The sequence below is a fragment of the Allostreptomyces psammosilenae genome (assembly GCF_013407765.1).
Taxonomy (GTDB): Bacteria; Actinomycetota; Actinomycetes; order Streptomycetales; family Streptomycetaceae; genus Allostreptomyces; species Allostreptomyces psammosilenae.
Genome location: NZ_JACBZD010000001.1, coordinates 1,175,593 through 1,196,104, shown reverse-complemented (window position 1 = coordinate 1,196,104; position 20,512 = coordinate 1,175,593). Strand labels below are relative to the sequence as shown.

The following is a 20,512-nucleotide window of genomic DNA, read 5'->3' as shown; positions in this document are numbered from 1 at the left end:
CTCCCCGACCGGGCGTCACTCCTCGCCCGGGTCGGCCTTCCCGCCCTCGGCCGGGGACTCCGCGGCGCCCTCGCCCTCGGTCGCCAGCAGCCGGGTGAGCTGCGCCTGGAGCAGCCGGCGGAACTTCCGCTGCTGCGGCCGGGTGCGGTCGAGAACCGCGACCTCCAGCTGCTCCGGGGTCAGCGTGCGCTCGGCGCCCCCGTTGCCGTCCTGGCCCAGGGCGGCGACGGCCAGGCGCAGTGCCTCGCTGGTGCTCATGGTGTGCTCGTGGCGGCGGGTGAGGTAGCCGGTGATCTGCTCGGCGTTGCCGCCGATCGCCACCGCGCCCTGCACGTCGACCACCGAGCCGTCGTGGGTCAGCCGGTAGATCTGGTCGCCCTCCGGCTCCGCGCCGACCTCGGCCACCAGCAGCTCGACCTCGTACGGCTTCTCCGCGCCGCTGGAGAAGATGTTGCCCAGCGCCTGGGCGTAGACGTTGGCCAGGCCGCGCGCGGTGACGTCGGCCCGGTCGAACTGGTAGCCGCGCAGGTCGGCGTAGCGGACGCCGGCGATGCGCAGGTTCTCGAACTCGTTGTACTTGCCGACCGCCGCGTAGGCGATGCGGTCGTAGATCTCACTGATCTTGTGCAGCGCCCGCGAGGGGTTCTCCGCGACGAAGAGGATGCCGTCGGCGTAGGTGAGCACCACCACGCTGCGACCTCGGGCGATCCCCTTGCGGGCGTACTCCGCGCGGTCCGCCATGGCCTGCTGGGGCGAGACGTAGAACGGCGTCGACACCGACGGCTGTCCTTCCTACTCGGTCTGTCGTCAGCCCCTCCCCGTCCGCCTGCCCCGCCGCGCTCACCGTGGGCCCGCCGCTCCGGGGAGACGGTGCGGGAGGGGCCGGTGGGGTTCGGGAGGCGGGACGGTGGGCGAGGAGGGAGGGTCGGCCGGGATGCGGCCGGTTCGGTCGGGCTCGGGCGTGTGCCGCGCCGGTCACATCAGGGCGGCCCGCGGGCCGTCCGGCCGCTCCAGGCGTCGGGCGTGGATGGTGCGGGCGAGTTCGCCGACCTGCTCGTCGCTGAGCCGGTTGAAGCCGTCCTCGGTGATGACCGCGACGATCGGGAAGATGCCCCGGCCGAGGTCCGGGCCGCCGGTGGCGCTGTCGTCGTCGGCCGCGTCGTACAGCGACTGGACGACGGCGGTGGTGGCCTCCTCGGCCGTGAAGTCGGGCCGGTAGAGCTTCTTCAGCGCGCCCCGGGCGAAGACCGAGCCGGAGCCGGTGGCCGCGTAGCCCGGCTCCTCCGAGCGCCCACCGGTGACGTCGTAGGTGAAGATGCGGCCGGCGCCCCGTTCGAGGTCGTAGCCGCCGAAGAGCGGGACCACGGCCAGGCCCTGCATGGCCATGCCGAGGTTGCCGCGGATCATCGCGGACAGGCGGTTGGCCTTGCCCTCGAAGGAGAGCACCGCGCCCTCGATCTTCTCGTAGTGCTCCAGTTCCAACTGGAACAGCCGCACCATCTCCACGGCCAGCCCGGCGGTGCCGGCGATGCCCACGGCGGAGTACTCGTCCGCCTGGAAGACCTTCTCGATGTCGCGCTGGGCGATGAGGTTGCCCATCGTGGCGCGCCGGTCGCCGGCCAGCACCACGCCGCCGGGGAAGGTCGCGGCGACGATGGTGGTGCCGTGCGGGGCCTCCACCGTGGCCGGCGTCGCCGGGAGCGCCCGGTTGCCCGGCAGCAGGTCCGGCCGGTAGGAGTCGAGGAACTCCATGAACGAGGAGATGCCGGGCGTCAGGAAGGCACTCGGAAGACCCCCGGTGCCGTCGGGGTTGGCTGCCACACGACTCCTTCCAGTTCCGCCGTCCGGGGGACGGTGGATCACTCTTTCGTTGAACAGGTCCGGCTCGGCGGAGCCGTCCGGAGCGGAGTACGAGCGCACCCTACCCGCACCACGCGGAAGATCCACATGGCCCGCGGGGCCGCCGGTCGGAGACGGCCGCCGCGGGAGGGCGAGACGCGGCGAAGGGTGTGCCGAACCGCGGGGAGGCGGCGTGCTTCCCCGCGGTTCGCGCACGGTCACGAGCGCGCCGGGTTCACCCGGCCGTCACTCGCCGCCCTTCTGCACGAAGGAACGCACGAAGTCCTCGGCGTTCTCCTCCAGGACGTCGTCGATCTCGTCCAGCACGGAGTCCACGTCCTCGGAGAGCTTCTCCTGCCGCTCCTGGAGGTCCGAGGACTGCCGGGTCTCCTCGGCGGTCTCCTCGACCTCCTCGGAGGTACGGTTCGCTCGCTGCTGTCCGCCGGTGTCCTTGGTCGCCATGTCCCTCACCCCGCTCGGTTGCGATCCATGCCCGGCCGCCCACGCCCTGCTCGGGGGCGTGTGCGCCGGGCCCTGTACGTCCGGCAGCGTTCCTGCCGCGTCCTGAAACGTGTAGAAGCCTGAAGATCGAGCCTCCGCAGTGTCCATCGGTACAACGTCCGGTGGCCACCGTTTTGATTCCCCCGGCCGGCGACGTTCACTCTCGGCGAATCGTCCCGGCATGGAGAGTCACCTGTGCGGAGCCCGCCGCGGCCGGCGGCGCGGCCTGCCCCGCCGGCGACCGCTTCAGCCGCCGGAGAGGGCGCGCACCAGGTCCTCGGCCGTCCGGCAGCGGTCGATCAGGCCCTGCACGTGCTCCCGGGTGCCGCGCAGCGGTTCCATGGTGGGCACCCGTTGCAGCGACTCCCGACCGGGCAGGTCGAAGATCACCGAGTCCCAGGACGCCGCGGCCACGTGGTCGGCGTACTTGTCCAGGCAGCGCCCGCGGAAGTAGGCCCGGGTGTCGTCCGGTGGCTCGTGGATCACCCGCCGCACCTCCTCCTCGGTCACGATGCGCTCCATCCGGCCGCGGGCGGCCAGCCGGTTGTACAGGCCCTTGTCCGGACGCACGTCGGAGTACTGCAGGTCGACCAGGTGCAGCCGCGGGGAGTCCCAGTCCAGCCCGTCCCGGCGCCGGTAGCCCTGGAGCAGCTCCAGCTTGGCCACCCAGTCCAGCTGCCCGGCCAGGCTCATCGGGTCGGACTCCAGCCGGGTGAGGACGTCCTCCCAGCGGTCGAGCACGTCCCGGGTCTGCTCGTCGGCCTCCAGGCCGTGCCGCTCCTCGACGTACTTGCGGGCCAGCTCGCAGTACTCCATCTGGAGCTGCACGGCGGTCAGCCGGCGACCGTTCTTCAGGGTGAGCACGTGCCGCAGCTGCCAGTCGTGGGAGACCCGGTGCAGGCTGCGCACCGGCTGCTCCACCGAGAGGTCCTGGGTGATGAAGCCGTCCTCGATCATCGCCAGCACCAGGGAGGTGGTGCCCAGCTTGAGGTAGGTGGAGACCTCGGAGAGGTTGGCGTCCCCGATGATCACGTGCAGCCGGCGGTAGCGCTCGGCGTCGGCGTGCGGCTCGTCCCGGGTGTTGATGATCGGCCGCTTCAGGGTGGTCTCCAGGCCCACCTCGACCTCGAAGTAGTCGGCGCGCTGGCTGAGCTGGAAGCCGTGCGCGCCGCCCTCCTGGCCGATGCCGACCCGGCCGGCGCCGCAGACCACCTGGCGGGAGACGAAGAAGGGGGTCAGGTGGCGGACGATGTCGGCGAACGGGGTGGCCCGCGCCATCAGGTAGTTCTCGTGGCAGCCGTAGGAGGCGCCCTTGTTGTCGGTGTTGTTCTTGTAGAGGTGGATCGGGTGGGCCCCGGGGAGCATGGCGGCGCGCTCGGCCGCCTCGGCCATGATCCGCTCGCCCGCCTTGTCCCACAGCACGGCGTCGCGCGGGTTGGTGGTCTCCGGCGCCGAGTACTCCGGGTGGGCGTGGTCCACGTACAGCCGCGCGCCGTTGGTCAGCACGACGTTGGCCAGGCCGATGTCCTCGTCGGTGAGCTGGCTGGCGTCGGCGACGTCCCGGGCCAGGTCGAAGCCGCGGGCGTCCCGCAGCGGGTTCTCCTCCTCGAAGTCCCAGCGGGCCCGCCGGGCGCGGTGCATGGCCGCCGCGTAGGCGTTCACGATCTGGGACGAGCTGAGCATGGCGTTGGCTCCGGGATGGCCGGGCACGGAGATTCCGTACTCGGTCTCGATCCCCATCACTCGCTTCACCGTCATCCGGCCCTCCTCGCCGGGAGCGGTAGGCCGCGCGCCGCATCGGCCGCGTGCCCGTGCCGTCCCCTCTCCGTACCGACGCCGCCGGCCGGCCGGCCCCGCCCGGCTGCCGGGCCGACCAGACACACCCTAGAACGCACCGCCGACGAGCGGCGGGTGATCAGCGCATGACCTGCCGCCGCAATCGCCCCCTTGGCTGCGCCGGGCGCGCCTGCGCGGCACCGGGCTCCTCGGGTGGAGGGCCCGGTGGCCACAAGCGCCCCGGCCGCCCCGTGCGGATGGTGCGCGGGGCGGCCGGGCTCGAGCCGGTGGCGGCGTCCATCGCCGTACCTGCTGCCGGACGGTCGTCCTGGCCGGTACCGGCCTACAGGTACTGGCCGGTGTTGGCGACCGTGTCGATCGACCGGCCGGACTCGGCGCCCTGCTTCCCGGTGACCAGCGTGCGGATGAACACGATCCGCTCGCCCTTCTTGCCGGAGATGCGCGCCCAGTCGTCCGGGTTGGTGGTGTTGGGCAGGTCCTCGTTCTCCTTGAACTCGTCCTGGCAGGCGGCCAGCAGGTGGGAGACCCGCAGACCCTTCTGCCCCTGGTCGAGGAACGCCTTGATGGCGCTCTTCTTGGCCCGGTCGACGATGTTCTGGATCATGGCGCCGGAGTTGAAGTCCTTGAAGAACAGGACCTCCTTGTCGCCGTTGGCGTAGGTGACCTCCAGGAAGCGGTTCTCCTCGCTCTCGGCGTACATCCGCTCCACCACGGACTGGATCATGCCCTCCACGGTCGCCTCGCGGGAGCCGCCGTGCACCGCGAGGTCGTCCGGGTGCAGCGGGAGGTCCTTGGTGAGGTACTTGGAGAAGATGTCCTTGGCCGCCTCGGCGTCCGGCCGCTCGATCTTGATCTTGACGTCCAGGCGGCCGGGCCGCAGGATCGCCGGGTCGATCATGTCCTCGCGGTTGGAGGCGCCGATGACGATGACGTTCTCCAGCCCCTCCACGCCGTCGATCTCGGAGAGCAGCTGCGGGACGATGGTGTTCTCCACGTCCGAGCTGACCCCGGAGCCGCGGGTGCGGAAGAGGGAGTCCATCTCGTCGAAGAAGACGATGACCGGGGTGCCCTCGCTGGCCTTCTCACGGGCCCGCTGGAACACCAGGCGGATGTGCCGTTCGGTCTCGCCGACGTACTTGTTGAGCAGCTCGGGGCCCTTGATGTTCAGGAAGTAGCTCTTGCCCTGGGGCCGTCCGGTGACCTCGGCGACCTTCTTGGCCAGGGAGTTCGCCACCGCCTTGGCGATGAGCGTCTTGCCGCAGCCGGGCGGGCCGTAGAGCAGCACGCCCTTCGGCGGGCGCAGCTGGTGCTCCTTGAAGAGATCGGGGTGGAGGTACGGGAGCTCGACCGCGTCCCGGATCAGCTCGATCTGGTTGCCCAGGCCGCCGATCTGGGTGTAGTCGATGTCCGGGACCTCCTCCAGGACGAGCTCCTCGACCTCGCTCTTGGGGACCCGCTCGTAGACGTATCCGGAGCGCGGTTCCAGGAGCAGGGCGTCGCCGGAGCGCAGCGTGGTGTCCAGCAGCGGCTCCGCGAGCCGGACGACGCGCTCCTCGTCGGTGTGCCCGAGCACGAGCGCGCGCTCGCCGTCCTCCAGGATCTCCTTGAGGGTGACGATCTCGCCGATCCGCTCGAACTCCATGGCCTCGACCACGTTGAGCGCCTCGTTGAGCATCACCTCCTGGCCGCGGCGCAGTTCGGTGAGGTCGACTCCTGGGCTGACGTTCACCCGGAGTTTACGACCGCCGGTGAAGATGTCGGCGGTGTCGTCCTCGTTGGCCTGGAGGAAGACGCCGAATCCGGCGGGCGGCTGGGCCAGCCGGTCGACCTCCTCCTTCAGTGCCACGATCTGGTCGCGGGCCTCCCGCAGGGTGCTCGCCAGCCGTTCGTTCTGTGCGGTGACCGACGCCAGGTTCGTCTGCAACTCGGCGATGTGATCTTCGAGAAGCCTCGTGTGACGCGGCGAGTCGGCCAGCTTGCGGCGTAGGACGGCGAGTTCCTGCTCCAGGTCCGAGACCCGGGCCACCGGGTCCTCGGAGCCCCGAGCAGTCCTGCCGCCAGGGTTCGTGTAGTCGTCGTGGGCTGCCACGGTCCTCACCTCCTCCGGGGGAGCTGGACGCTCTCAGACCCTACCTGTAGGCAGGGAGATATAAACCCCTTGATCCATAAGACTCATCGGGAGCCGGGGATTTTCACCGCCGGGCGGTGTCCGGTCGCCATGCTTCCCCTCGGGTGTGGAATACCCGTCAGGGGGCGTGCGGAAGCGGCGAGTTGCCATCGATCCGGTATCGGCGCGCCGGGAGCTCGGCCGGGGCGCGCCGGCGCGGCGGGCGCCGCGCCGGCCCCCGCTCAGCTGAACTCGACGAGCCGGCCGCCCTGGAAGGCGTACACCCGGTAGCCGTTCACGTCCGGACAGCAGCGGGGCACGTCCGCGGAGGAGTAGGCGAAGGTGTCCACGGTGAGCACCCCCTCCGGGCTGATCTCCGGGGCGTCCAGCAGCATGCCGTCGGCCGGGGTGAGCGGGGAGGCCACCACCCGGGGGGCCGCGGAGCCGTCGGCGCCGAGCACGTACAGGCCCTGGGCGGGGGCGCCGGCGGCGTCGCACTGGAGGACGGCGGCCGTCTCGGGGACGCCGTCGGAGTCCAGGTCGCCGCCGGCGGCGTGCACCACCACCAGTCCGCCCCCGCCGCAGTCCAGGCCGTACTCGGCGGCGGTCGGGTCGGGGGCGCCCGCGGGCAGGTCCCACTCGGCGGCGGCGCGCACCGGCGCGGAGCCGGCCTCGTCCTCGCCGGCCGGCCGGGTGACGGTGGAGTCGCCGCCGGCCGCGTCGGAGGAGTCGGCGGGGCCGGACGGGGCGGGTGACGCCGGGCCGGACGGGGCGGGAGCGGCGGGGGCGGCCGGAGTGGCCGGAGTGGCCGGAGTGGCGGGGGTCGCGGCCGGCGGGGCGGCCTCGGGGACGGGGGGCGGCGTGCCCCCCGCCGCCGCTTGGGCGACGACGGCTCCGCCGAGCACGGCCAGCAGGACGAGGGCGGCCGTCAGCCGGTTGTGTGCGCTCCGCGGCACCGCGACGCCGCCGGACGGGGCCGACCCGGTGCCGGCGGGGCTGGTGCCGGGGCTGCGGGGTTCGCTGTCGGACGGGGGCTGCGTGGACACGTTCGGCCTCCTTCGCGCTGCGGGCCTCCGGTCGCGCGGCCGCCTCCCCCGTCGGCGGGCGGACCGGCCCGCGCGGCACGCACGCGAGGTGGTGTCGGCACCGCTCGGCCCGTCCCGTCGGCCGGACGTCAGGTCGGCGCGGATAGCCGGGCGGGTGCGCGCCGGCGTCCGGACGGTGCGCACATCGTGCCACAAGTCGCGGACGGAGTGTCAGCCGGCCTCGGGGGGCGTGTCCGCCGGGGCGGCCGGGCCGACGGAACCGCAAACCGCCTCCCCCTCCCGTCGGTCCGGGAGGGGGAGGCGGAGGTGATCACGGAAAGTGACCGGATGGTGCGGGCGGGCGCGGTGGGCCCGCGGCCCCGGGGGCCGGACGGCTCAGCGGCCGCCACCGGCCGAGGACTCGTAGTCCTCGCCGTAGGCGCCCTTGGCCGGCCGGCGGCGGCGCATCGGCGGGGTCACCCCGTCGGCGAGCCGGCGGGCGGTGAGCAGGAAGCCGGTGTGCCCGATCATCCGGTGGTCGGGACGGACCGCGAGGCCCTCGACGTGCCAGGTCCGCACCATGGTCTCCCAGGCCGACGGCTCGGTGAAGGTGCCGTGCTCGCGCAGCGCCTCGACGGTGCGGGCCATCTGGGTGGTGGTGGCCACGTAGGCGCACACCAGGCCGCCCGGGACGAGCGCCTTGGAGACGGCGTCCAGGCACTCCCAGGGGGCGAGCATGTCCAGGATGACCCGGTCGACCTCGGTCTCCGAGATGGTGTCCTGGAGGTCACCCACGGTGAGCTTCCAGGCCGGGTGCGGGCCGCCGAAGTAGCGTTCGACGTTGCGCTGGGCGATCGCGGCGAAGTCGGCCCGCCGCTCGTAGGAGGAGAGCGAACCGCTGTCCCCCACGGCCCGCAGCAGGTAGGTGCTCAGGGCGCCGGAGCCGACTCCGGCCTCCACCACCCTCGCGCCGGGGAAGATGTCGGCCATCGAGATGATCTGACCCGCGTCCTTGGGGTAGATCACCGCGGCACCGCGGGGCATGGACAGGACGTAGTCGGGGAGCAGGGGGCGCAGCGCGAGGTAGTCGGTGTTCCCGGTGGTACGCACCACGGACCCCTCGGGGGCGCCGATCAGCTCGTCGTGCGGGAAGGAGCCCTTGTGGGTGTGGAAGGACTTCCCGGCTTCGAGCGTGAAGGTGTGGTGGCGGCCCTTGGGGTCGGTGAGCTGGACCTGGTCCCCGACCTGGAAGGGCCCGCGACGGCGGGCGGCACCGGTCGGTTCGGACATGTTCACAGCCTATCCGCTCGGCGGAGGTGCTCCCGCCCGCCCGGCGCCGCGCGGGGTCCGGACGGGTGCGGCTGTCCTGGTGTCAGGGGTGTCAGCGGCGGGGCCGGGCCATGGCCGCGCGGAAGGCGCGGTTGACGTCGAGGACGGAGAGTACCCCGTAGAAGCCGCCACCGGGCTCGACCACCAGGTACTCGCTGGACGGGCGGGCGCGCAGGGCGGCGAGCAGTTCCTCGCCGGCGAGCTCGGCCGGCACCCGCATGGCCGGTTCCAGCGGCTGCGCCAGCGTGCCGACGGCCACCCAGGGCCGGCGGTGTTCGGGCACCTCGCCGATGGCGGCCTCGCTGACCAGGGCGGTCGGGGCGCCGTCGGCGTCGACCACGACCAGGGCGCCGGCCCGCGCCTGCTCGGCCCGGCGCAGCGCCTCGGCGAGCGGCAGGTCGGTGGCGACGGGCTCGGCCCGCCGGGTGAGCGCGCGGGCGGTGAGCCGGGGCAGGTTCTCCCGCAGCCGGGCCCGCCGCAGGGCGCCGTCGGAGCCGCTCCACAGCACGACGCCGAGGATCACCGCGATCAGCACGTCGACGGTGAACAGGTCGGACTCGCGGGCCGCGCCGGTCGCCGAGCCGATGGCGGGGACGGCGACGACCACCGCGACGGCCAGCAGGCGGCCGATCCAGGCGGCGGCGACGGTGCCGGTCATCCGGTTGCCGGTGATCCACCACACCACGGCGGCCAGCATCCGGCCGCCGTCCAGCGGCAGCCCGGGCAGCAGGTTGAAGACGCTGACGATCAGGTTGGCCGCCATCAGCGCGGTGAGCAGGGCGTAGGGAACGGTTCCGGCGGTGACGGCCTGGGCGGCGAGCCAGAACAGGCCGGTGAGCACCACGGAGAGGGCGGGCCCGGCTCCGGAGAGCAGGAACTCCCGGCCCGGGGCGTCGGCCTCCCGCTCGATCTCGGAGGCCCCGCCGAGGAACTGCAGCCGGATGCGGCGCACGGGCAGGCCGTAGCGCAGGGCGACCACGGTGTGCGCCAGCTCGTGGACCAGCACGGAGGCGTAGAAGGCGACGGCGAAGAAGGCCCCGATGAGGTAGCTCAGGGCACCGAGTTCGGGCATGGCCTGCTCGATCTGCCCGCCGAAGACGTAGGCGATCAGCAGGGCCACCAGGAACCAGGAGGGGGCGACGTAGACCGGCACCCGGAAGGGGCGGCCGAGCAGGATGGCACCGAAGGGCCGGGTGGGGTCGCCGGACGCGCCCGGAGGGGTGCCACGGCCCGGCTTGTCGGGACGCCCGTTCGGTCGCGAGTCGCCTCCGCTGGCCTCGGTCACAGTGTCCCTTCCGGTGCGCGCGGCCCGCGCCTGGTCGGCTGGGCCGGTCGCTTCTCATGGTAACCACCCGACCGCGCGCCCGGTCGGGAGAGGTGGCGGGGCGGGCGGGGGCGGGGTGGCCGGCCGGCGGACGCCGCGGTGACCGGCACCGCCGCCGTTGGCTCTAGGCTCTCCCCCATGGACGCGACCCAGACGGCGGAGAACAGCGGGAGGGACCGGGCCGGCGCGGAGCCCGGGGAGGGCGGGGCCCGGCCGGAGCCGACTGGGCCGGAGCCGACTGGGCCGGCGCCGGCCGCGGCGGTTCCGGCGCAGGCCGCGGCGGTGCAGGAGGCGCTGCCGCTGGACGGGCTGCCCGAGCAGGCCGAGCTGGACCGGGCGCGGCGGCCCACAGGGCTGTCCCCCTCGCGGGCGTCCGACTTCATGACGTGTCCGCTGATGTACCGGTTCCGGGTGATCGACCGGCTGCCGGAGGAGCCGAGTTCGGCGGCCACCCGGGGCACCCTGGTGCACGCGGTGCTGGAGCGGATCTTCGACGCGCCGATCGGGAGCCGGACGGTGGAGCGGGCCCGGTCCCTGCTGCGGCCCCGCTGGGACGCCCTGCTGGCCGAGCGCCCGGAGCTCGCGGGTCTGTTCCCGCGGGGCATGGACGGCGCGGAGTTCGTGGAGTGGCTGGCCTCGGCCGAGAAGCTGGTGGAGCGCTGGTTCGAGCTGGAGGATCCGAACCGGCTGGAGCCGGCCGAGCGGGAGGTGCGGGTGCAGGCCACGCTGCCCTCCGGCCTGGCGCTGCGCGGCTACATCGACCGGATCGACGTGGCGCCGGGCTCCGGTGACCTGCGCGTCGTGGACTACAAGACCGGCAAGGCGCCGCGGCCGGGGTTCGAGGCGCAGGCGCTGTTCCAGATGAAGTTCTACGCCCTGGTGCTGTGGCGGCTGCGGGGTCGCGTTCCGCGCCGGCTGCAGCTGGTCTACCTGGGCAGCGGGGACGTCCTCACCCACGACCCGCACGAGGGCGAACTGCTCGCGGTGGAGCGCAAGCTGCAGGCGCTGTGGGAGGCGATCACCGAGGCCACCGCCAGCGGGCGGTTCGAGGCGACGCCCAACAAGCTGTGCGGCTGGTGCGGTTTCCAGGCGAACTGCCCGGAGTTCGGCGGCAGCCCGCCCCCGTTCCCGCTGCCGGTGCGGAAGAATGCTCCCGGGCCGGTGCCGGTCACCCTCACCACCGCGGGCGCGGCACGGCAGGGGGGCGCGGGCACGGCCGCGGACCACGGGGGAACCAGACCTGACGGAGGACGATCATGACGATCCGGGTGCTGCTCGTCGACGACCAGCCGCTGCTGCGCACCGGATTCCGGATGATCCTGGAGTCCGAGCCGGACCTCGCGGTGGTGGGCGAGGCGGGGGACGGCAAGCAGGCGCTGGAACTGGTCCGCAGCCTCGCGCCCGACGTGGTGCTGATGGACATCCGGATGCCGCGGATGGACGGGGTGGAGGCCACCCGCCGGCTGACCGCCGAGACGCCGCCGTCCCCCGCCCGGGTGCTGGTGCTGACCACCTTCGACCTGGACGAGTACGTGGTGGAGGCGATCCGGGCCGGCGCGGCCGGCTTCATGCTGAAGGACGCGCCGGCGGAGGAGCTGGTGCAGGCCATCCGGGTGGTCGCCGACGGCGATGCCATGCTGGCGCCGAGCGTCACCCGGCGGCTGCTGGACAAGTTCGCCGGCCACCTGCCGTCCGGCGCGGAGGAGACGCCGCCCGCGGAGCTGTCCTCGCTGACCGAGCGGGAGCTGGAGGTGCTCAAGCTGGTCGCCAAGGGCCTGTCGAACGCGGAGATCGCCCGCGAGCTCTTCGTGAGCGAGACGACGGTGAAGACCCACGTGGGCCACGTGTTGACCAAGCTCGGCCTGCGCGACCGGGTGCAGGCGGCCGTCTTCGCCTACGAGTCCGGGCTGGTGCGCCCCGGCGGGCACTGAGCCGCCGCCCGGTGCCGGTCGCCCGGCACCGGGCCCCTTCCGCGGCGCGGCGCGGCGGCCGTCAGCGGTGCAAGTGGCAGGCGGTCCGGTGGCCGGCGAGCGGAAGCAGCTCCGGCTCCTCGGCCGGGGCGAACTCGACCCGGACCCGCCCCTCCACCTCCCGCACGCCGGTGACGCCGCGCCAGAACGGCTCCCGCGGCTCCCGGGCGGAGTCCTCCTCCCGTACCCGCCGCAGCAGGGCCAGCAGCTCCTCCGCGGTGTGCCCCCGGGCGGGGGCGACGTCGCAGGACAGCTCCTCGCCCCTGGTGCCGCGCGGCGGCGTCCCGATCCGGTCGGGGTCGGCGAACAGCGCCCGCTCGGCCCGGTACTGCTCGGCGGGCACCTGGAGCCAGCGGCGTTCCAGCAGCGCCCGCAGGTCGCGGCCCTCCCACCCGCAGCGCTCGAAGGCCACGGGGCAGCGCGGGTGGAAGGAGCAGCCGCGCGGCGGGTGCGCGGCGTCCGGGATCTCGCCGCGGGGCAGGTCCCGGGGGACGGCGCGAGCGGGGTCCGGCTCCGGCACGGCGGCGAGCAGCGCCCGGGTGTAGGGGTGGCGGGGCTCGGCGAACACCTGCTCGGTCGGTCCGATCTCGACGATGCGCCCCAGGTACATGATCGCGATGCGGTCGCAGAAGTACTTGGCGCTGGCGAGGTCGTGGGTGACGTAGACGTAGGTGAGGTCGAGGTCCCGGCGCAGGTCCAGCATCAGCTGGAGGATCTTGGCCCGCACCGACATGTCCAGCATGGAGATGGGCTCGTCGGCGACCAGCAGTTCCGGCCCGGCGATGATGGCGCGGGCGAGCACCACGCGCTGCTTCTGCCCGCCGGAGAGGTCGGCGGGGTACTTGTCCAGGAACTGCTCGGCGGGGCTGAGGCCGACGCGTTCCAGGGCGTCGACGACGCGGGCGTCGAGCTCCGGCCCGGGCGCGGCCAGGCCGTGGATCCGCAGCGGGTGCCCGACGGCGGTGCGGATGTCCATGGCGGGGTTGAGGGCGGCGTGCGGGTCCTGGAACACCATCTGCAGGCGCCGGCGCAGCGGCCGCAGCCGGCGTTCGGGGAGCCGGGTGAGGTCCTGGCCGTCGTAGCGGATGCTTCCCGAGGTGGCCCGGGTGAGGCCGAGCAGGGCCCGGCCCAGCGTGGTCTTGCCGGAGCCGGACTCGCCGACCAGGCCGAGCACCTCGCCGCGGCGCAGGGTGAGGGAGACGCCGTCGACGGCGCGGACCGCCCCGGAGTCGCCGATGCCGAGCCGCTGCAGGGCCCCGTTGCGGATGGCGAAGTGCACGGAGAGGTCGTCGACCTCGATCAGCGCCTCGGCGGCGGCCCCGGCCGGCCCGGTCGTCCCGGTGGCCGCCGCGGCGCGGTCGGGTCCACCGGCCGGCGGGGCCGGGGTGGTGTCGGGGGATTCAGGCTTCGTCGGCAACGCGGATCTCCTCGGCGGCGAGCGGCTCGCGCCCGTTCTCCTGGTACTCGGCGGGCAGGGCGCCGGGGACGCGCACGGCCTGCTGCCAGCAGGCGCTGCGCACCCCCGAGGCCAGCCGGACGTCCGGCGGTTCCACGGCGGCGCACACCCGCATGGCGTCGGGGCAGCGCGGGTGGAAGCGGCAGCCGGCCGGGGGCCGGACGAGGTCGGGGGGCGCGCCGGGGATGGAGTGCAGGCCGGTGGTGGTGAGCGAGATGGTGGAGCGCAGCAGCTCGCGGGTGTAGGGGTGGCGCGGGGAGGCGAAGACCTCGCGGGCCTCGCCCTGCTCGACGATCCGGCCGGCGTACATCACGGCCACCCGGTCGCAGGCCTCGGCCACGATGCCCAGGTTGTGGGTGATCAGCACCAGGGCGGTGTCGAAGCCGCGGCGCAGGTCGGCGAGGATCTGGATGATCTGCGCCTCGACGAGGACGTCGAGCGCGGTGGTGGGCTCGTCCGCGACGACGAAGGCGGGACGGAGCACCAGCGCGAGGGCGATCATGATCCGCTGCCGCATGCCCCCGGAGAACTCGTGGGGGTGGTTGTGGTAGCGGCTCGGCGGGATGCCCATGCCGCGCAGTGCCTCCAGCGACCGCTCCCGCACCTCGGCGGCGGAAAGTTTCGGCTCGTGGGTGCGGAGCGCCTCCTCGAAGTGCTCGCTGATCCGCATCAGCGGGTTGAGCCGGGTCATCGGCTCCTGGAAGATCAGGCCGAGGTCGGGGCCGCGCAGCGCGCGCAGTTCGCGGGGGGACAGGCCGAGCAGGTCGGTGCCGCGGAAGTCGACGGCGCCGTCGGTGGCGGAGCCGGGCGGCAGCAGGCCGAGGATGGCCCGGCCCAGGCTGGACTTGCCGCAGCCGGACTCGCCGACGACGCCGAGCGTCTCGCCGGGGCGCAGGTCGAAGCTGACGCCGTCCACCGCGCGCACCGGTCCGCGGGGGGTGCCGTACCAGGCGCGCAGGTCGCGGACGGAGAGCACGGGGTCGGCGGGGGCGGCGGGCGCCTCGGGGTCGTGCGCGGCGGTACTCATCGGCGGTCCTGGGAGTCGGGCTCGGCGGTGGGCTCGGGGCCGCCCTCGGCGGCTGCGGGTGACGTCCCGGCGGCCACGGCGGGCTCGGCAGCCACGGCCGGCTCGGCGGCCACTGCGGGTGCCGGGATCGCGGCGGGGGCCGCCGGCTCGGAGGCGGCGGGCGCGGAGGGCTCCTCCGGCTCGGCGGGCGCCTGGAGCACCGGCCGCGGCGTGGGCTTCGGCAGGGTGACCCGGATCCGGCGGCGCACCCGCATGGTGGGGTTGAGGGTGTCGTTGAGGCCCTCGCCGACCAGCGTGAAGCCGAGGATCACCAGCACGATGGCCAGGCCCGGGAACAGGGCCGTCCACCACATCCCGGCGCCCACGTCGGTGATGGCCCGCTGCAGGTCGTAGCCCCACTCGGCGGCCTCGGTGGGCTGGATGCCGTAGCCGAGGAAGCCCAGGCCGGCGAGCGTGGAGATGGCGTCGGCGGCGTTCATCGTCGCGATGACCGGCACGGACTGCACGACGTTGGCGAACAGGTACCGGGTGACCACCGTGCGCGGCCGGGCCCCCATGGCCCGGGCGGCCTCGACGTAGAGCGCCTCCCGGGCCGAGAGCGTGGAGGAGCGCACCACCCGGAAGTACTGCGGGATGTAGACCACCGTGATCGCGAAGGCCGCGGTGACCACCCCGCCGCCGGCGATGCCGGAGAACATGAAGGCGGCCACGATGGCCAGCAGCAGGTAGGGGAAGGCGAACAGGGCGTCCATGACCAGCACCAGGACGCGGTCCAGCCAGCCGCCGACGTACCCGGCGACCAGTCCGAGCAGCACGCCGAGGAAGAGCGACAGCGCCACCGCGAGGGCCATGACCTCCAGCGCGGTGCGCGCGCCGTAGACCACCCGGGAGAGCACGTCGAGGGACTGCACGGTGGTGCCGAACAGGTGGTCGCCGCCGGGTTCGGCCTGCTTGGGGAAGCGCTGCCCGTCGGCGGAGTACTGGTCGAAGTCGTAGGGCGCGATCAGCGGCGCGAAGACGGCCAGCACCACGAAGAAGGCGCTGATCGCGATGCCGGTCCACAGCATGACCCGGGCCAGGCCGTGCGCCTGCCCGATCGGGGCGAACATCCGGCGCAGCGTCGCGAAGCGGCCGGGGCGGACCTTGACCGCCACCGGGGGCGGCACGGCGCCCCCGGGCGTGGCCGTGGCCAGGGCCTCGGTGGGGGCGGTGCGGGCGGGTTGCGTCTGTGCCATCTCAGTACCGCACCCTCGGGTCGATCAGCGCGTTGACGAAGTCGATGAGCATGCTGATCACGACCACGACCAGGGCGAAGACGGTGACGATGCCCTGCACCGCCACGTAGTCGCGCTGGTTGATGTACTCGATCAGCTCCAGCCCGATGCCGGGCCAGTTGAAGGTCGTCTCGGTGAGCACCGCGCCGCCGAGCAGCATGGCGACCTGGAGGCCGAGGACGGTGACCACCGGCACCAGCGCGTTGCGGAAGGCGTGGCGGACCAGCACCGCGCCCTCCCGGACGCCGCGGGCCCGGGCGGCCTCGACGTAGTCGGCGCGCAGCGTCTGGATCACGTTGACCCGGATCATCCGGACGAACACGCCGACGGTGAGCAGCCCGAGGGTGCAGGCCGGCAGCACCAGGTGGGTGAGGATGTCCCCGACGGCGTTCCAGTCGCCGGCGATCATGGCGTCCACCAGCAGGATCCGGGTGACCGGCTCGATGCCGACCTGGACGAACGGCGACGCCTGTCCGGAGACCGGCAGCACCGAGCCGAAGGCGAGCTGGGCGAGCAGGCCGACGAAGAAGACCGGTGTGGCGTAGGTCAGGATGCCGAACAGCCGGACGGCGACGTCGAAGCCGGTGTCGCGGAGCCGGCCGGCGAGCAGGCCCAGCGGCAGGCCGAGCAGCAGGGCGACGAGGAGCGCCCCGAGGGTGAGCGTGAGGGTGGCTCCGCCGTTCTCCACGATGATGTCGCGGACGCTGCGGCTGTCCGAGATGGTGGTGCCGAAGTCCAGCGTGACGACGCTGCGCAGGTACTCCCAGTACTGGACGATCAGCGGCCGGTCCCAGCCCGCGGCTGCGCGCCGCTCGGCGATCTGCTCGGGTGTGAGGCGACCGCCGACGGAGGCGGTGATGGGGTCGCCGGGGGCAACCCGCATCAGCACGAACACCATCGTGAGCAGGATGAGCACCATGGGGATCGCGAGGGCGATCCTGGTGAGGACGTAGCGGCGCAGGGAGCCACCGGAGGCGGATGCGCTCATGGTGGTGGGGTTCCTCGGTGGGTCTTGGGGCCGCGCGGATCGGGCGCGCGGCGGGTGCGGCGTGGGTGCGGCGCCGGGGGAACCGGGCCGGGCCGGGCGGTCCGGGCCGCCGTCCCGCCTCCGCCGCGTGCGGCGCGGTCGGTGGGAGGGGACGGCGGCCCGGCGGGGGTCAGCTCTTGGAGATCATCCAGAAGCGGAAGGTGAAGGACGGGTCGAGGGTGTCGGCGACGCCGCTGATCCCGTCGCGCACGACCGCGATCTGCTTGCCCTGCCACAGCGGCAGCACCGGCACGTCCTCGGCGGTGATCTCCTGGAGCTCGGCCAGGGCCGCCTCGCGGACCGCCTGGTCGGTGTTGGTCCGCTCCTCGGTCAGCAGCTCGTTGACCCGCGCGTTGCTGTAGTTGTTGGAGTAGAAGCCGCCGTCACGCAGGAACGGGTCGGAGTAGTTGTCGGCGTCCGGGAAGTCCGGGAACCAGCCGAGGCCGAACGCCGCGTACTGGCCCTCGGCGTAGGCCGACTGGTACTGCTCCCACTCGGTGGACTCCAGGGTGACGTTGAACAGCCCGGACTCGTCCAGCTGGCGCTCCAGCTCGGCGTACTCGTCGGCGGTGGCGGCGCCGTAGTGGGTCGGGGTCCACCACAGGGTGAGGTCGACCGGGGTCTGCACGCCGGCCTCCTCCAGGATGGCCTGGGCCTTGGCCACGTCCGGGGCGCCGTAGCGCTCCTGGAAGGCCTCGGTGTGGCCGTCCACGCCCGCCGGGATCATCGAGTAGAGCGGGTCGACGGTGCCGTTGTAGACGTTCTCCGCGATGGCCTCGCGGTCCACGAGCTGCGCGATGGCCTGGCGCACGGCCTTGTTGTCGGCCGGCGGGGTGGTGACGTTGAAGACGGTGTACCGGATCTCGGTGCCCTCGCCCTCCACGACGGTCAGGCCGGAGTCGGACTGGCCGCGCAGGTCCTCGATGGCGGTCGGGGACAGGCTGCGGAAGGCGATGTCGACCGTGCCGTTCTCGATCTCCTGCTTCAGGGCGGACTCGTCGGCGTAGTACTGGATCAGGAAGCTGTCGTTGGCCCGCTCGGCGCGGCCCCGGTACTCCGGGTTGGCGGTGAACAGCGCCTGCTGGCCGTCGGTGTAGCTGTCCAGCTGGTAGGGGCCGGAGCCGACGATGGTCTGCTCCTGGAGCAGCTGGTCCGCCGGGTAGGTGTCGGCCGAGACGATGGCGGCGGCGCCGGTGGTGAGCACGAACGGGAAGGTGGCGTCGGCCGTCGTCAGGTGGAAGGTGACGGTGCGCTCGTCGGGCGTCTCGATGGAGTCGACGCTGCCGAAGAGGGTGGCCGGGCCGTTCGGGTCGTTGATGGTGAGGATGCGGTCGATCGAGAACTTGACGTCCTCGCTGGTCAGCGCGGAGCCGTCGGAGAAGGTCAGCCCCTCGGCGAGGGTGCAGGTGTAGACGGTGGGCTCGGTGAACTCGCAGCTCTCCGCGGCGTCCGGGCTGGGCTGGGACTCGCCGGGGGCGATGGCCAGCAGGTTCTGGAAGGTGTTCCAGTAGATGGTCCAGGAGGGCAGGTCGTAGGCGCCCGCCGGGTCCAGCGTGCTGGGCGTGTCGGTGGTGCCCAGGATGACGCCGTCCGACGCGCCGCCACCGTCACCGCCACCGCCGTCCCCGCTGCACGCGGTGACCGCGAGGGCGAGCACACCGGTCACCGCCAGGGTGGTGACCTTGCGGATGCCTGCCATTCCTGCTCCCTCCGGCCGGGCCGTGACGACGGCCCCGAAGCCCGGGGGAGGACTGCGGCCCGGCGCCCGCGCCGTGGCCGCGGCGGGCGCCGGATCACGGGGCCCGCCGGGTAGCTGACGGGTCGTCGGCTCCCGATCGGAGGGCAGGACGGTCGTACGGTCCGGCACGCCTGTGGTTCCGTGGTAGCACCACGCGTGCTGATGGGACTGGACAGTAACCGTCAGGCACCTGCCATGGAACACGGGCGGGCCTCAGGGCCGTCACGTACTGATAACGGACACTCAGGTACCGCTCAGCGGACGCCCCCGATGCCTTCCCAAGGTGGACGAGGCACCTCATACTGCGTCAGTTCCGGCGAAGCGGCAGGCAAGTGGCGGTATGCCACCGGTCGCCCGGCACGCGGACGGCGCCCCCGGTCAGCCCTCCGCTGCCACCTCCACCGCGCCGGCCGTCGCGCCGGCGGTGGCGGCGGCCACGTGCTCCTCGGCCAGCGCGCGCAGCGTCGCGAGGTCCACGCCCTCCAGGGTGGGCAGCACGGTCCGTCCGGCCGCCGGCTCGATGGCGACCAGGGAGGGCACGGCGAGCACGTGGCAGCCGGCGGCCTGGCCCGCGGCGACACCGGTGGGGGTGTCCTCCAGCACCACGCAGCGCGCCGGGTCGGCGTCCAGCATCCGGGCGGCCGTGAGGTAGGGCTCCGGGTGCGGCTTGGTGCGGGTCACCTCGTCGCCCGCGATGGTGAACAGGAAGTGCTCCGGGCCGATCACGGTGAGCACGCGGTCTATGATCCGCCGGTGCGACGAGGACACCAGGGCGGTGGGCACGCCCTCCGCGCGCAGCTCGGCCAGCAGTTCGGCCGCGCCGGGCTGCATGCGCAGGCCCCGCTCCAGGAGTTCGGTGAACCGGTCGTTGATCATGACGGCCAGGTCCTCGGCCGCGACGGTGGCGCCGGTGATGCCCAGCAGGTACGCCGTGGCCGCCGACATCGGGCCGCCGACCAGGTTGTCCCGGTGGTGGTCGGCGAGGTCGTAGCCCATCTCGGCGAACAGCGCCTTCTCCGCCTGCCACCACAGGTCCTCGGTGTCCACCAGGGTGCCGTCCATGTCCAGCAGCACCGCCTGGAGGGCGTGCGCGCCGTCGGCGGGGGCGACCGGATACGGGCTGGGGTCCACCGGGGCGGCGGAGACCGCGGTGGCGGCGGAGGCGGAGACGCTGGTCTCGACGGGCAGGGCGGTCGGCAGCAGGCCCCCGGGATCCGCCGGGGACGCGGAGTAGCTGTTGGGCACGGGCTCCCACTTCACGGTCGTCGGGTGCGGGGACAACGAACGGCCGGGGCCCGCGCGCCGCGTTCGCGCCCGGTTCCCGACCGAACCGGAGACCCAGCTTACGCCTGGGACCGGTGGTAACCAGGTAAGTCGCGGAGACCACCGGATGACCGGTGGGTGACCAGCCGGTGACCGACGGGACCCGGAGGGCGTCGGACACCGGCCGAACGGGCCGCGGGCGGGTGCGCCCGGGCGGGTGTCCTACAGCTCCCGCAGCATGGTGTCGGCCGCCTCGTCGCCGCCCACCACCCGGAAACCGACCGAGCGGTACAGGCCGTGGGCGGGCCGGTTCTCCCGCTCCACGCTGAGGCTGATCGCGCGCAGCCCGGCGGCCCGGGCCTGCTCCGCCAGCTCCTCCAGCAGGGCCCGGCCGACGCCCCGGCCGCGCCAGTCCGGCCGGACGCCGAGGGTCAGCTCCGGCACGTCGGCCGCGACGAAGCCGTATCCGGCGCCGTCCGGCGGCAGCAGCCGCAGCCAGGTGGCGCCGACCGGCTCCCCCGCGGCCTCCGCGACCACCCCGCACTCGGCGGGCCCGGGCCAGCCGTCCAGGTACCGGGCGAAGGTGGGGTCGGCGGCCAGCCGCTCGGCAGGGATCGGGGCGCGGTCCGGGTTCCAGTTGAAGGCCTCCCGCAGCATCGCGCGCAGGAAGTCGAGGTCCGCGGGGAGCGCCGGGCGCAGCCGCAACGGCTCCGTCGTCGGCCGCGTGGGCTCCGGGGCCTTGGTGGGCTCCGGAGCCTCAGCGGCCCCGGGGGTGGCCCCGGGCGGGGCCGGCACGCGGCCGGCGCGGGTCGGGAAGGGGTTCTCGGCCATGGCG

The 20,512-nt window shown here is 73.6% G+C and carries 17 protein-coding genes; 2 read left to right on the top strand and 15 right to left on the bottom strand.

The annotated features are described in order from the left end of the window. Positions 1-15 precede the first annotated feature (15 nt). The 8 genes from prcA to FHU37_RS04640 form a co-directional block, all read right to left on the bottom strand. The gene (gene prcA / locus FHU37_RS04675) at positions 16-777 is read right to left on the bottom strand and encodes a proteasome subunit alpha (protein WP_179812958.1); all 762 of its coding nucleotides are present in this window, start codon (positions 775-777) and stop codon (positions 16-18) included. Positions 778-975: 198 nt separating this feature from the next. Next, a complete protein-coding gene (prcB, locus tag FHU37_RS04670; RefSeq protein WP_312892418.1) occupies positions 976-1,821 on the bottom strand; it encodes a proteasome subunit beta in 846 nt (281 codons plus the stop codon). Positions 1,822-2,085: 264 nt separating this feature from the next. Then, positions 2,086-2,301 carry a ubiquitin-like protein Pup gene (locus FHU37_RS04665; protein WP_179812957.1) on the bottom strand — a complete coding sequence of 72 codons (216 nt, stop codon included), beginning with the start codon at positions 2,299-2,301 and terminating at the stop codon, positions 2,086-2,088. Positions 2,302-2,586: 285 nt separating this feature from the next. After that, a complete protein-coding gene (gene dop, locus FHU37_RS04660) occupies positions 2,587-4,098 on the bottom strand; it encodes a depupylase/deamidase Dop (RefSeq protein ID WP_179812956.1) in 1,512 nt (503 codons plus the stop codon). 361 nt (positions 4,099-4,459) lie between these two features. Further along, complete coding sequence (arc, locus tag FHU37_RS04655) at positions 4,460-6,226, bottom strand: proteasome ATPase (protein ID WP_179812955.1); 1,767 nt, start codon at positions 6,224-6,226, stop codon at positions 4,460-4,462. 260 nt (positions 6,227-6,486) lie between these two features. Further along, the gene (locus FHU37_RS04650; RefSeq protein ID WP_179812954.1) at positions 6,487-7,290 is read right to left on the bottom strand and encodes a hypothetical protein; all 804 of its coding nucleotides are present in this window, start codon (positions 7,288-7,290) and stop codon (positions 6,487-6,489) included. A gap of 375 nt (positions 7,291-7,665) precedes the next feature. Further along, complete coding sequence (locus FHU37_RS04645) at positions 7,666-8,559, bottom strand: tRNA (adenine-N1)-methyltransferase (RefSeq protein WP_179812953.1); 894 nt, start codon at positions 8,557-8,559, stop codon at positions 7,666-7,668. A 91-nt stretch (positions 8,560-8,650) separates the two neighbouring features. Next, complete coding sequence (locus FHU37_RS04640; protein WP_179812952.1) at positions 8,651-9,883, bottom strand: site-2 protease family protein; 1,233 nt, start codon at positions 9,881-9,883, stop codon at positions 8,651-8,653. Positions 9,884-10,060: 177 nt separating this feature from the next. Between FHU37_RS04640 and FHU37_RS04635 the strand changes: the two genes are divergently transcribed. Both FHU37_RS04635 and FHU37_RS04630 read left to right on the top strand, forming a co-directional pair. Next, positions 10,061-11,182 (top strand): RecB family exonuclease, encoded by a 1,122-nt coding sequence (locus FHU37_RS04635; RefSeq protein WP_179812951.1) that lies wholly within the window; start codon positions 10,061-10,063, stop codon positions 11,180-11,182. Continuing rightward, the gene (locus FHU37_RS04630; RefSeq protein ID WP_179812950.1) at positions 11,179-11,853 is read left to right on the top strand and encodes a response regulator; all 675 of its coding nucleotides are present in this window, start codon (positions 11,179-11,181) and stop codon (positions 11,851-11,853) included. Before FHU37_RS04635 ends, FHU37_RS04630 begins: the two co-directional genes overlap by 4 nt. A 61-nt stretch (positions 11,854-11,914) precedes the next feature. Here FHU37_RS04630 and FHU37_RS04625 read toward each other — a convergent pair whose 3' ends face one another. The 7 genes from FHU37_RS04625 to FHU37_RS04595 form a co-directional block, all read right to left on the bottom strand. After that, the gene (locus tag FHU37_RS04625) at positions 11,915-13,309 is read right to left on the bottom strand and encodes an oligopeptide/dipeptide ABC transporter ATP-binding protein (RefSeq protein ID WP_179812949.1); all 1,395 of its coding nucleotides are present in this window, start codon (positions 13,307-13,309) and stop codon (positions 11,915-11,917) included. After that, positions 13,293-14,375: an ABC transporter ATP-binding protein gene (locus FHU37_RS04620; RefSeq protein ID WP_179812948.1), complete on the bottom strand. Its 1,083-nt coding sequence runs from the start codon at positions 14,373-14,375 to the stop codon at positions 13,293-13,295. Before FHU37_RS04620 ends, FHU37_RS04625 begins: the two co-directional genes overlap by 17 nt. Further along, on the bottom strand, positions 14,372-15,610 hold the full coding sequence (locus FHU37_RS04615) for an ABC transporter permease (protein WP_179812947.1): 1,239 nt from the start codon (positions 15,608-15,610) through the stop codon (positions 14,372-14,374). The genes FHU37_RS04620 and FHU37_RS04615 overlap by 4 nt, the downstream gene beginning before the upstream one ends. 1 nt (position 15,611) lies before the next feature. Further along, positions 15,612-16,637 carry an ABC transporter permease gene (locus FHU37_RS04610; RefSeq protein ID WP_179812946.1) on the bottom strand — a complete coding sequence of 342 codons (1,026 nt, stop codon included), beginning with the start codon at positions 16,635-16,637 and terminating at the stop codon, positions 15,612-15,614. Between the two features lie 169 nt (positions 16,638-16,806). Beyond that, positions 16,807-18,375, bottom strand: coding sequence for an ABC transporter substrate-binding protein (locus tag FHU37_RS04605; protein ID WP_179812945.1), 1,569 nt, complete (start codon positions 18,373-18,375; stop codon positions 16,807-16,809). A gap of 417 nt (positions 18,376-18,792) precedes the next feature. Next, complete coding sequence (locus tag FHU37_RS04600) at positions 18,793-19,545, bottom strand: HAD family hydrolase (protein WP_312892742.1); 753 nt, start codon at positions 19,543-19,545, stop codon at positions 18,793-18,795. A gap of 354 nt (positions 19,546-19,899) precedes the next feature. Beyond that, a complete protein-coding gene (locus FHU37_RS04595; protein ID WP_179812944.1) occupies positions 19,900-20,508 on the bottom strand; it encodes a GNAT family N-acetyltransferase in 609 nt (202 codons plus the stop codon). Positions 20,509-20,512: the final 4 nt, after the last annotated feature.

What these genes read in the sequence shown, in the direction of transcription:
- FHU37_RS04595 (WP_179812944.1), bottom strand. Translation starts at nt 20,508, where the DNA reads ATGGCCGAGAACCCCTTCCCGACCCGCGCCGGCCGCGTGCCGGCCCCG.
- FHU37_RS04635 (WP_179812951.1), top strand. Translation starts at nt 10,061, where the DNA reads ATGGACGCGACCCAGACGGCGGAGAACAGCGGGAGGGACCGGGCCGGC.
- FHU37_RS04630 (WP_179812950.1), top strand. Translation starts at nt 11,179, where the DNA reads ATGACGATCCGGGTGCTGCTCGTCGACGACCAGCCGCTGCTGCGCACC.
- FHU37_RS04665 (WP_179812957.1), bottom strand. Translation starts at nt 2,301, where the DNA reads ATGGCGACCAAGGACACCGGCGGACAGCAGCGAGCGAACCGTACCTCC.
- FHU37_RS04615 (WP_179812947.1), bottom strand. Translation starts at nt 15,610, where the DNA reads ATGGCACAGACGCAACCCGCCCGCACCGCCCCCACCGAGGCCCTGGCC.
- FHU37_RS04620 (WP_179812948.1), bottom strand. Translation starts at nt 14,375, where the DNA reads ATGAGTACCGCCGCGCACGACCCCGAGGCGCCCGCCGCCCCCGCCGAC.
- FHU37_RS04645 (WP_179812953.1), bottom strand. Translation starts at nt 8,559, where the DNA reads ATGTCCGAACCGACCGGTGCCGCCCGCCGTCGCGGGCCCTTCCAGGTC.
- FHU37_RS04605 (WP_179812945.1), bottom strand. Translation starts at nt 18,375, where the DNA reads ATGGCAGGCATCCGCAAGGTCACCACCCTGGCGGTGACCGGTGTGCTC.
- dop (WP_179812956.1), bottom strand. Translation starts at nt 4,098, where the DNA reads ATGACGGTGAAGCGAGTGATGGGGATCGAGACCGAGTACGGAATCTCC.
- FHU37_RS04610 (WP_179812946.1), bottom strand. Translation starts at nt 16,637, where the DNA reads ATGAGCGCATCCGCCTCCGGTGGCTCCCTGCGCCGCTACGTCCTCACC.